The organism is Rhodococcus sp. H29-C3 (assembly GCF_030063405.1).
Lineage (GTDB): Bacteria > Actinomycetota > Actinomycetes > Mycobacteriales > Mycobacteriaceae > Rhodococcoides.
Window position 1 is genome coordinate 21,613 of sequence record NZ_JASITC010000005.1, and the last position, 12,030, is coordinate 33,642.

General features: G+C 60.5%; 7 protein-coding genes, 1 tRNA gene and 1 pseudogene. 2 read left to right on the forward strand and 7 right to left on the reverse strand.

The genetic code is table 11. The features are described from left to right. The first annotated feature begins 52 nt into the window (after positions 1-52). Positions 53-3,022, forward strand: coding sequence for a UPF0182 family protein (locus tag QMK32_RS13085; RefSeq protein WP_283475386.1), 2,970 nt, complete (start codon positions 53-55; stop codon positions 3,020-3,022). A gap of 196 nt (positions 3,023-3,218) precedes the next feature. Here the strand turns inward: QMK32_RS13085 and QMK32_RS13090 are convergent, their stop codons facing one another. After that, positions 3,219-3,845, reverse strand: coding sequence for a transglycosylase family protein (locus QMK32_RS13090; RefSeq protein ID WP_283475387.1), 627 nt, complete (start codon positions 3,843-3,845; stop codon positions 3,219-3,221). Positions 3,846-4,446: 601 nt separating this feature from the next. On the opposite strand from QMK32_RS13090, the gene QMK32_RS13095 reads away from it, so the two are divergent. Beyond that, positions 4,447-4,520 (forward strand) — tRNA-Met (locus QMK32_RS13095). 170 nt (positions 4,521-4,690) lie between these two features. Here QMK32_RS13095 and QMK32_RS13100 read toward each other — a convergent pair. From QMK32_RS13100 to QMK32_RS13125, 6 genes and pseudogenes are all read right to left on the reverse strand, one after another. Beyond that, positions 4,691-6,301 (reverse strand): annotated as a pseudogene (locus tag QMK32_RS13100) (acyl-CoA synthetase); the annotation flags it as partial. Between the two features lie 190 nt (positions 6,302-6,491). After that, on the reverse strand, positions 6,492-7,775 hold the full coding sequence (locus QMK32_RS13105) for an RNA polymerase sigma factor (protein ID WP_283475388.1): 1,284 nt from the start codon (positions 7,773-7,775) through the stop codon (positions 6,492-6,494). Between the two features lie 10 nt (positions 7,776-7,785). Further along, positions 7,786-8,121 (reverse strand): YciI family protein, encoded by a 336-nt coding sequence (locus tag QMK32_RS13110; RefSeq protein WP_269303319.1) that lies wholly within the window; start codon positions 8,119-8,121, stop codon positions 7,786-7,788. Between the two features lie 203 nt (positions 8,122-8,324). Then, complete coding sequence (locus tag QMK32_RS13115; protein WP_283475389.1) at positions 8,325-9,548, reverse strand: acyl-CoA dehydrogenase family protein; 1,224 nt, start codon at positions 9,546-9,548, stop codon at positions 8,325-8,327. 41 nt (positions 9,549-9,589) lie between these two features. Then, positions 9,590-10,996: an acyl-CoA dehydrogenase family protein gene (locus tag QMK32_RS13120; protein ID WP_283475390.1), complete on the reverse strand. Its 1,407-nt coding sequence runs from the start codon at positions 10,994-10,996 to the stop codon at positions 9,590-9,592. Positions 10,997-11,146: 150 nt separating this feature from the next. Continuing rightward, positions 11,147-11,929 carry an inositol monophosphatase family protein gene (locus tag QMK32_RS13125; RefSeq protein WP_283475391.1) on the reverse strand — a complete coding sequence of 261 codons (783 nt, stop codon included), beginning with the start codon at positions 11,927-11,929 and terminating at the stop codon, positions 11,147-11,149. Between the last annotated feature and the right edge of the window lie 101 nt (positions 11,930-12,030).

A 12,030-nucleotide genomic window follows, 5' to 3' on the forward strand; every position in this document is an offset into this window, starting at 1 on the left:
CCGAAGCCATCTGCGGTACAGATTTGTACCGCCCGAAGTTGGAGTGTGGCACGTGGGCATGAGGGCCCCCTCCGGACTACCGTCGCTGTCGCGGCGGAGCCGAATTCTACTTGTCCTGGCCTTGGTCCTCGCAGCGTTGCTGCTGATCGGCCCACGCCTTATCGACACCTACACGAACTGGCTGTGGTTCGACGAAGTCGGCTTCCGTCAGGTCTTCACGACGACAGTGCTGACTCGCCTGGTGATCTTCCTGGTTGTCGGCTTGCTGGTCGGTGGAGTCGTATTTCTGTCGATTTGGTTTGCTTACCGGAACCGTCCCGTCTTCGTTCCCGTTGCCGGGCCGAACGATCCGATTGCTCGGTACCGAACGACCGTCATGAGCAGACTCCGTCTGTTCGGCGTCGGAATTCCCTTGATCTTCGGTCTCATCTCCGGTCTCATCGCGCAGACCAACTGGGTCACGGTCCAGTTGTTCCTGCACGGCGGCGATTTCGGAGTTGCCGATCCACAGTTCGGTCTCGATGTCGGCTTCTATTCGTTCGACCTTCCGTTCTACAGGTTCGTTCTGAACTGGTTGTTCGTCTCTACGCTCGTCGCGTTCTTCGCGAACTTGGTGACGCAATACATCTTCGGTGGCATTCGTTTGGCGGGCCGCGAGGGCGCGCTCACTCGGGCCGCGCGTATTCAGTTGGCGGTCCTCGCCGGTTCGTTCGTTCTGTTCAAGGCAATTGCGTACTGGTTCGACCGATACTCGCTGCTGTCCAGTAGTCGGAAGGAGCCGACGTTCACCGGTGCAGGCTTCACCGATATCAATGCTGTACTCCCGGCCAAACTGATTCTGTTGGCCATTGCATTGATCTGTGCCGCAGCTTTCTTCGCGGCGATCTTCCTCCGCGATTTGCGGGTTCCAGCGCTTGCAACTGCGTTGCTGGTGCTGTCGTCGATCCTCGTCGGTGCAGTGTTCCCGCTGCTGATGGAGCAGTTCTCGGTTCGTCCCAACGCTGCAGTCAAGGAGCGGGCGTACATCGAAAGGAATATCGCTGCTACCCGAGATGCCTACGGTATCGGGGACGACAACGTCGAGTATCAGGACTATTCGGGTGAAGGTTCGCAGTCTCCACGGGAAAGCCCGGCGGACATCACCACGATTGCGAATACGCGTCTGCTCGACCCGAATGTATTGTCTCGCACCTTCACTCAGCAGCAACAGCTGAAGAACTTCTTCGGGTTTCCAACATCGCTGGATGTCGATCGGTACGAGATCGACGGCCAGCTTCAGGATTACATCGTCGCGGCACGTGAGCTGTCGCCCGAGAGTCTCACTGGTAACCAGACGGACTGGATCAACCGGCACACGGTCTACACGCACGGAAACGGTTTCGTGGCGGCTCCGGCCAACCGCGTCAACGCAGCGGTGCAGGACCCGACTGCTGAGGGATCCAACAGCAACAGCGGTTACCCGATCTATACCGTCAGTGACATTGCTTCGCAGGGCACCGATCAGGTCATTCCTGTGGATCAGCCTCGCATTTACTACGGCGAGGTCATTGCACAGGCCGATCCCGACTACGCCATCGTCGGTACCGGCGGTTCGAGCGGCGATCGCGAATACGACACCGATACCTCTCGCTACACCTATTCCGGTGCGGGCGGCGTATCGGTCGGCAACTGGTTCAACCGGTTGGCCTTCGCAGCCAAGTACGCCGAGCGGAACATCCTGTTCTCGGGAGCTATCGGTGACGATTCCAAGATTTTGTTCAATCGTGATCCCCGCGAGCGTGTTCAGAAGGCCGCCCCGTGGCTGACCACGGACAGTGACTCCTACCCAGCTGTCGTGGACGGAAAGATCGTCTGGATAGTCGACGGCTACACCACGTTGGAGAACTATCCTTACGCGCAGCGTGCGTCGTTGGACGGTCTTACTGCGGACAGTGTGGAATCGACGACAGGTCGGCCGCTTCCCAAGCAAGAAGTCTCGTACATTCGTAACTCCGTCAAGGCGACGGTGGATGCCTACGATGGCTCGGTCACCTTGTACCAGGTGGACGACAAGGATCCGGTGCTCGACGCATGGATGGGCGTTTTCCCGGACTCGGTCCAACCGGAATCTTCCATCCCTGCCGACCTTCGGTCTCACTTCCGGTATCCGGAGGACTTGTTCAAGGTTCAGCGCGAAATGCTCGCCAAGTACCACGTCGATGATCCGAACGAGTTCTTCACCAACAACGCGTTCTGGTCGGTTCCGAGTGATCCGACGGTCGACGGAGGCACCAATCTCAATCAGCCTCCGTACTATGTATTGATCGGCGATCCCGAGACCGGCAAGCCATCGTTCAGATTGACCAGTGCCATGGTCGGATTCGATCGGGAGTTGTTGTCGGCGTACATATCGGTGCGTTCGGACCCTGACAATTACGGCAAGTTCACGATTCTCCAATTGCCGACCGACACTCAGACGCAGGGTCCGCAACAAGCACAGAACTCGATGACGTCGGATGCCCGAGTTGCCTCCGATAGAACCCTGTTACAGCAGTCCAACAACATCCAATACGGAAACCTGTTGACTCTACCGATTGCCGACGGCGGCATTCTGTACGTGGAACCGTTGTACACGGAGCGAAATACTGCGTCCACGTCGACGTTCCCACAGCTGACCAGGGTGTTGGTGAGCTACCGCGAACCTGGTTCGGGAGGTGGTGTGCGCGTCGGATACGCAGCGACGTTGTCGGAGGCGCTCGATCAGGTCTTCGGCTCGGGCACTGGAACTGCGGCCACCGCACCCGGTGGTGATCCCGAAAATCCCCAGCCCACTGTCGAGCCAGGTGCGACGGCAGGGGCGACTCCTCCACCGGCCACTGCGCCGCCGGCGCAAGGCCAGCCGAGTCAAGCCGCTGTGCAGCGATTGAACAGTGCGCTGACCGATGTACGCACCGCTCAACAGAGCGGTGATCTCGGACGGTTGGGAACTGCCTTCGACGCACTTCAGCAAGCTATCGACGCTTATAACAACGGCGGTAGCTGACGGTAGCTGCGAGTACCCGGACTGTTGGGTACTCGCAGCCACCGGGTGACAGTGACATCGGTGACAGAGATCTGAAGACGAGAACAGACGCGAACGGCGCCGTCACTCATAAGAGTGACGGCGCCGTTCGCGTCTGTTGCGAAGCTATGTCGCGTCGATCAGCGCTGACGGGTCAGCATGCCGATCGGCCGATCGACTACCGGCCGATCGCGCTGAAGATCGGCGAGTTGGCTGCAACGAGCTGCTCGAACTGTGCGCTGACTCCGTACTGCTCGGCGAGCTTGGACGCAGTGTCGAAGCCCTGCTGTGCGACGGTGGTGGCCTGATCGACGTACTGCTCTGCGGCTGCCTGGTACTCCGGCGCAACAGGCAGTTCCGGTGTGACGACGGGCTCGACCGGGGCGATGTACTCGACCGGTGCCTCCTGGACGGGCGCTGCTGGTGCAGGCGCGACCTCGGCAACGGGTGCCGGTGCCGAGACACCGGTGGTCAGGTTCTGACCGCAGACCGGCCAAGCTCCGGGTCCCTGGCTTTGCAGGGTGTTCTCCGCTACGCGGATCTGCTCTGCCTTGGATGCGCTTTGGGGTGATCCGCTTCCACCGTTGGCGGTCCAGGTGCTCTGCGAGAACTGCAGGCCACCGTAGTAGCCGTTACCGGTGTTGGTGCTCCAGTTGCCGCCGCTCTCGCACGCCGCGACACCGTCCCAGTTGTGCTCTGCAGCGTTCGCAGTGCCCATCGAGAGGCCGAGGGGGATTGCTACGACGGCGCCGGTGACGGTCGCCCATCCGAGTGCACGCTTGCCGAAATTGGTTCCATTGGACATGTGGGATAAATCCTCTCCGCGCATGCTGACACAACCGGCCGTGCTGGACTTCGCGAGTAATACGTGTCCAAGGCGCTGTGTACGAGTAACTCGCACGTGTTGCGGCTCTGCCCCCGTTCGTATTCGGGGATCCATTCCCCGCGGGGCAGAGCAACGCTAGCGGCGGGGGTGGTACTGGCCCTGTGTTTTAGGACCGAGAGCGAAGGTAGTCGAGGATTTTCGTGACGTCACACCAAGAATTTCCGGCACGCCCGTCCACCTGTTGGGACGAATCACGGAATAACCCCTGCTGAGGAGGGGTCGGGACCATTTCGTATCCACTTCGTTATGTGCTCGTTATGTGCTATAGATCACGTGGTTCGAGTGACTCAGGGCACCGTATTCGGTCTACGGGGCCGGCGTGTTGAGCAGGTTTTGGAGTCGATGTCCTGGACGAGCGAGGTGAGACCGCACGGCTGGGTTTCTCTTCCTGGGTATGACGGTAAGGGTGCGATGGTGAGGTTGAGGCGAAGACGAAGAGCCGAACTTCTCCGTCTCGGTTCATCGGGGAGCGCAGTGATTTGCTTTCGTTCCAGACCGTCCGGTAACTTAGTTCCTGCATCGCGGGGTGGAGCAGCTCGGTAGCTCGCTGGGCTCATAACCCAGAGGTCGCAGGTTCAAATCCTGTCCCCGCTACTAAGAACCAAAGCCGGTACCCATCACAGGTACCGGCTTTAGTTCTTTCTGGACTACGTTCGGTCGGTTCGGCATCCAGTCGATCTGTTACCTGGTCTTCTCAGTCCGTAGTCCGTAGTCCGTAGTCCGTAGTCCGTAGTCCGTAGTTCGCCGGCAACCGGGCCGGCATACTCCGTCAACGCGCGCCGCAGGATCTTGCCGGTAGCGTTTCTGGGTAGTTCGTCGAGGAACACGATTTCGCGTGGAACCTTGTACCGAGCCAAGTTCGACTTCACGTAGCTCACGATTTCTTCGGCATTTCGTGTCGAGTTGTCCGTTGGAACGATGAAGGCCTTGAGGCGATGTCCGAAATCCGGATCGGCGACTCCGACCACGGCTGCCTCGACGACATCCGCACGTTCGGCAAGTAAGTTCTCCACCTCCAGTGGGTATACGTTCTCACCGCCCGAGACGATCATGTCGTCGTCGCGTCCGTCGACGAACAGTAGGCCGTTCTCGTCGAAGTGGCCGACGTCGCCGGTGGACAGCATTCCGTCGATCCGCTCCTTGTCACGTCCATCGGTGTAGCCGGAAAAGCTCAGTCCGCTCGAGACGAAGATCCGGCCGACTGCTCCGACGTCGGTTACGCGCAGTCCGTCGTTGTCGAACAATTCGACATGGCACGTAACCGGTGGCCGACCCGCGGTGCCGGGCGCCACAGCGAGATCCTCGGGGGTTGCGACGGTCGCAACTGCGACCTCGGTGGATCCGTAAAGATTGTGCAGAACGTGCCCGAACGCCTCGGTCGCGCGACGGCTCAAGTCGGGTGAGATGGCCGATCCTGCCGCGAAAATTATTCGTAGAGAGGATGTGTCGTACTTCGCGAGTACAGCGGGCGGGAGGTCGACAATCCGTTGCAGCATCGTCGGAACCAACACCAATGAGTCCGCGGAATGGCGAGCGACGAGTGCGAGAGTGTTTTCTGGATCGAATTTTCGATGCATCACCACGGTGTTGCACAGCGCCAGGGCCAGCGCGAATTGCGAGACGCCGGTTCCATGGAATGCTGGAGCTGCCATCACCATCGTCTGTCCGCGGCGCAGTGGAACCCGATCCAGGAACTGCGCCGACGCCAACGGGGACGTGTGATTTCGGGGAGCGCCTTTCGGCGTTCCGGTCGTGCCGCTTGTCAGTAGAACGAACCCTCCTTGCGTCGTCGGTGCAGGGACGGCCGAGGTGGATTGCCCGTTCGCCACGTCGGCCAGGGTGGCGATTGCGGGATTCGACGAGTCCGACCAGCTCAGAAAAGCCTTCACCTCGGGTGCGAGAACCGCCGCGACAGCGGCGAACTCCTCGTCGTACACGAAGGTGCCGACCTGCTCGCGGACTGCGACGTCGGCCAATTGTGGGGGAGCGAAACCGGTGTTCATCATGACGAGCCGGATGCCGCCCTTGGCGGCGGCCAGCATGGTGAGCACGAGCCCCCGGTGATTGCGAGCCATCACACCCATGACGGATCCCGCTCCGACACCTGCGTTCATCCAGCCTCGGACGAGCGCGTTGGACTGCTGCTCGAGGTCGATGTAGGACATCGACCCCATCTCGTCGACGAGAGCGGTTGTGGTGACGCCCGCCGCGGCGTGTGCGTGGACCGGACCCGCGAAGGGTCCGTACTTACCTACTGCACGGATCGATGCGATTCCTCGATCCAGTCGCGGAAACGGAATGAGTCCCGCTCGATTCATGACGCGTACTGCACCGGCTCCTTCGATAATGTGTGACAGCGTGCGGTGTCGAACCATGCTTTGCTTCACCGACATGATCATCCCCTCGAGATCGTGCGTCGTGCCGAAACTGCTTCGCTTGCAGGCGGGTCGAAGACCGTGGACCGGCACCCTGCGGCCTCGATCATAGTGTGATTCAGTTCACTCTGAGGGGAAAGCGTCGATCACGTAGTCGTACTGGTGTTCGATCTTCAGCTGCGGAGAAGTGTCAAACCTCGAGCGTGTCTTCTGGAGCCGACGATGCGTTGCGATAGCATGCCGACAGTCTGCGCTGTACAAATTTTTTCTCGGGTTCGGAGCCAGCGAGGCCGAATGCGCATTCGAACCATCGAGCAGCTTCCAACCAGCGATCGAGTCGTGCGAGGAGATCCGCTCGGGCGCAGAGGTAAGGATAGTAGTTCTTCAGCAACGGCTCGGTAGACAGTGCTTCCATCAATTCGAGGCCGGCGCCGGGGCCCTCGCACAAAGCGATAGCTGCCGCCCTGTTGAGAGAGACGATCGGCGACGGCGCGATCGTCGCCAGCACGCCATACAATTCTGCGATCTGAGGCCAATCCGTGCTCTCGGCGTCGATAGCTTCGTCGTGCAAGGCCGCAATAGCTGCTTGAACGCCGTACGGTCCGGGGGAGCCGCCGGTGAGAGCGAGGACCACCAACGCCCGCCCTTCATCGATCATCTCGCGGTCCCATAGCCGGCGATCCTGCTCTCCTAGCATCACGATCTCACCGTCTTTTCCTGCGCGTGCCGAACGCCGGGCGTGAGTGCAGAGCATGAGTGACAACAGCCCGGTAGCTTCACGCTCGGCAGGAAGCAGACCGTGTAGAATCCGGCCGAGCCGTATCGCTTCTTCGGCCAGATCTGTGCGGATCAGGTTTTCGCCGGACGACGCTGAATAACCCTCGGTGAAGATCGAATACACAACTTGCAGAACCCCCGGCAGCCGCTGCGCCATTTCGTGTCGATCCGGGACGCGGAAGGGAATCCGCGCGACCCGGATCTTGTGCTTGGCCCTGGAGATTCGCTGTCCGGCCGTCGACGAAGGAATCAAGAAGGCCCTAGCAACTTCGGTTGTAGTCAACCCGGCCAGAGTGCGCAGCGTGATCGCAATCCGATCGTCCGGTGCCAGCGCGGGATGCGCACACGTGAAGAAAAGTTGAAGACGTTCGTCGGGCAGACCGCCGTCGACGGGACCGGAAACCGGTGACAGAAATGCGCGATCTTGCTCAACCTGAAGTACGGCGAGTTTGGCGGCGTAGGCCTGATCGCGTCGAAGTCTGTCCACCGCCCGGCGCCGGGCTGTCGTCAGTAGCCAAGCGCCGGGTCTCGAAGGGACGCCATCGACCGGCCACCGACTCAACGCAGCCTCCAACGCATCGGAGGTAGCGTCTTCGGCCAAATCCAGATCGCCGAATCGCCCCACGAGCGTTGCCAGGAGTTGCCCGTATTCTTCGCGGAACACGGCTTCGAGGGAGAATGCCGATCTGTGGCTCATCACGACAGTCTCAGAAGTCGGCGATCGGTCGTACGACCACCGCACCACCGCCGCGAGAACCCGGGCATCGTTCGGCCCAATCGAGTGCGGCGTCCAGATCCGGCACATCGATGACCTCGAACCCGCCCAATACCTCTCGCGTTTCCGCAAACGGTCCGTCCGTGATGCTGCGCTGCCCGGATGAGTCGACCTGCACTGTTGTCGCCGTCGTGAGATCTGCGAGAGCGTGGCCGGTAACCCACACGCCCGCATCCTGCATTTCCTTACCGAACTGTATCCAGTCCTCCACCGAACAACCGTTATCGAAATCTGCGCTCGGCGCGTTGATCAGCAGCATGTACTTCATGTTCGTCTCCTTGTATCAGCGGTGCCTTGTTCGGCACGTTCGTTGTCTTACATGGTGACGACGAACGGCGTTCAGCGTTTTCGACACTGCGACAGAAAATATCCCGCCACACATCTACCGACGATACTTCTGCGGGGACGCAAAGAACCCGTGGTCGACTCGAGCCGACCACGGGTTCTTCGGAGGGATGCTGTTTGGAACGACTATTTCAACGTCGCCGACGTCTTTCCCAGTACTCGACGGGCAACGATCAGTTGCTGAATCTGCTGCGTTCCTTCGAAGATGTCGAGGATCTTCGAGTCTCGGCTCCACTTCTCCAAAAGAAGTCGTTCCGAGTACCCAGATGTCCCGGCCAGTTCGACGGCTTTGAGCGTGATATCCGTTGCCGAACGGCCGGCCTTCGCTTTGGCCATCGAAGCCTGAAGCGAGTTCGGCTGCTTGTTGTCGGCCATCCAGGCTGCTCGAAGTGCCAGGAGGTGAGATGCCTCCCAATCCGCTTCGAGCCGCAAGAACTCGGCTGCAGCGGCATGCTGGTTGTATGCCGGGGTGGTATACGAAATATCGACACCAGCCTCGGTCAGAATCGACCGCAGCTCTTCGAGGGCAGCCCTGGCTACACCGATCGCCATGCCGGCTACGAGTGGTCGCGTGTTGTCGAACGTCTGCATGACGCCCGCGAACCCCTTGTCGACATCCACTTCCGGGTTTCCGAGGAGATTGTCCTTCGGAATCCGGCAATTCTCGAAGAGAAGTGCTGCTGTGTCGGAGGCCTTGATTCCGAGCTTGTGTTCGAGGCGAGCAACACTCAGCCCTGGGGCATCGCGCGGTACGACGAACGATTTGATCGCTGCGCGTCCCTTCGACTTGTCCACCGTCGCCCATACAACGATGTGGCTCGAACGCTCACCAGCGGTCACGTAGATCTTCTCGCCGTTGAGAACCCACTCGTCGCCGTCGAGAACTGCAGTTGTGGTCACGGCTGCCGAGTCGGATCCGAAGCTTGGCTCGGTGATGGCCATGGAAGCCCATACCTTGCCGAACCGTTCGAGTTGCTCGTCGGTGGATACTGCTGCGATCGCCGAGTTGCCGAGCCCCTGATAGGGGATGGACAAGGTCAATCCGACGTCGCCCCAGCAGGTTTCGATGACATTGATCAGTGCGGACATGTTTCCGCCGTTGGCATTGGCGGTCTTGCTGGGCTTCGGTGCGGACTCGCTGTCCTTTTGACGGCCACCTGCTGCGCCACCGATATCGTTGCCTGCGTCGGACATTCCCTCGATCATGGACGCCATGGTGTCGAGTTCGACCGGGTATTCGTGCTCGGCCAGGTCGTACTTGCGCGAGATTGGACGGAAGATCTCGGCCGCCACCTGATGCGCTTGATTCGCCTGTGCCCGAAGCTTTTTGGGTAGTTCGAGATTGATCATCGTGTGTGTCCTTGGGTCATTTTCTTCAAGGTGGGCGCGAGTCAGATGAGAACGATGCCTTCGGCAGTGCCGATGGCGCGAAGATCGCGGTACCAACGTTCTACCGGGTGCTCCTTGGTGAAGCCGTGCCCGCCGAGGAGTTGAACTCCGTCCGAACCGATTTGCATACCCTTTTCCGATGCGAGACGACGTGCGAGAGCGGCTTCGCGGGCAAACGACAGTCCCTGCTCTGCGCGCGAAGCACCGCGGAGGGTGACCAAGCGCATGCCGTCCAACTCGATGGCAATATTGGCGACCATGAAGGCAACGGCCTGGCGATTGCTGATTGGCTCACCGAAAGCCTCACGCTCGTTGACATACGGAATGACGTAGTCGAGAACGGCTTGGCTGGTACCGACTGCGAGGGAGGACCAACCAAGGCGAGCGAGGCTGATAGCGTTCGCGTAGTCGAGCGCATGCTGGTCCGAATCGCCATCGCCGAGCAGAGCGGATTCCGGAAGGGCAACGTCGGTCAGGATCAACCGTCCGAGGCCTGCGGCTCGCAGGCCCATGCTCGGATCGGCTTCGACCACAAGGCCTTTGGAGTCGGACTCGACGATGAAGAAGGCCGGACGGCCCTCCAGTTCGGCGGCGATGATGAACAATTCGGAACTTGCTGCCGCGGGAACGAGACTTTTGACGCCATTGAGCTTGAAACCGCTGGGCGAACGAACTGCCTTGGTGGCCAATGCAAATGGGTCGAACAATGCGCGAGGCTCGTTGACTACGACGGCTGCATTGGGCACCTTGTCGCCGACGAATGCGGGAAGATAGGTTTTCTGCTGGGCGTCGGTGCCCCACTGGGTGAGTGCAACGGCGACGCCGCTGGGCGCAAGAATGGGTAGTGCCAGCCCCATGTCTCCGTGCGCCAGTGCTTCGGCTACCAGGGAATTGGTGACGGCACCGCGCTGGGAGGCTGCGCCGTCCAGCTCCTCCGGAACGTTGATCAACGTGATGCCGAGTTCGGCGGATCTGCGAACGAGGTCCTCTGGAGACGATGCGGATGCATCCGACTCGAATGCTGCGGGCCGCAGAATTTCCTCGGCGAATTCCTTGACCGTCTCGACGATCATGCGCTGCTCGTCGTCGGGAGTCAGATCGAAATACTCGAGGTTCTTGGCCGCGGAGTCGTCGAGGCGCTTGGGCTTGTCGTTTCCGGTCGCCTTCGCGAACTTACGAGTTGCGGCTCCCAGGGTCTTGAACCCGGTCTTGGTGCTCTCGTATGTGACGCGGTCGATGGTTTGGCGGAAGTTGTACTTCTCTGCCAGCTCGGATCCGGTGATTGCCGTGAGCACGCGCATGGCGGTGCCGATGGCATCTCGTTTGAACGGATTGAGGCCAACCGCGGACGTGTCGCGAGGCGCTTTGCGCTTCGTTTCGATCACACTGTCTTGCTTGCTCATGATCACCAGCTGTTTCTCGGTGTCGGGCTCGGACCCGCACTATCTTACTCCCGAGTAAGATAGCTGTCTACTCCTGAGTAAGTTGTTGGCTGTCGTCGCACGTCAGCCATAGTGCGGCACCCTCCGATCACCACAGCACTGTCACCCCCCGTTGTCTCAGCTCAGGCGGCGAACTACCTCGTCCTGCAGAAGTCCGTTGGTCGCGATGGCGCTGCCTCCATGGGGGCCGGGTCGGCCGTCGACCGAGGAAAACCTGCCACCGGCCTCGCGGACGAGAATGTCCAGCGGAGCCAGGTCCCACAACGAGACCTCCGGCTCGGCCGCAATATCCAGCGCGCCTTCGGCCACCAGGCAATAGGAAAGGAAGTCGCCGTAGCCACGCACACGCCACACATCGTCGGTCAACGAGATGAACTCCTCGCGTACCCCACGCTCCAACCAGCCCGAGAGGCTGGCGAAGCTCAAGCTGGCAGAAGACAATTCCCGCACAGCCGAAACACCGAGTCGCCGGGGCGAGCCGTTGTCGAAGGCTGTGAACGAGCCTGCGGACTCCGAGGCCCACCACCTCCGGTTCAGTGCCGGCGCGCTGATGACACCGACCACAGGGACACCGTCGCTCAGCAGTGAGACGAGTGTTGCCCAGATCGGCACGCCGCGAACGAAGTTCTTGGTGCCATCGATGGGGTCGATGACCCACTGTCTTCCCTTCAGCGCAACATCACCGCCGAATTCCTCACCGAGCACTGCATCATCGGGGCGTTGCTCGCTCAGCACGGACCTAAGTTGCTGTTCGACGGCCAGATCCGCGTCGCTGACCGGGGTCAGGTCCGGTTTGTCGTCGACTTCGAGGTCCAGGGCGAGAAATCGATTCCGCGTGATGGAGTCGGCTTCGTCGGCCAAAGCAAGCGCGAGTCGGAGGTCGGCAGCGTAGTCGGTCACGCGAACAAGACTAGAGGTGTCGACGGAGTCGCCGTCACCTTCGTCAATCGATGCGGTCGGAAGTCCGGGGTCGCGTCGGGCATGGCGGTCTCCGTGCCATC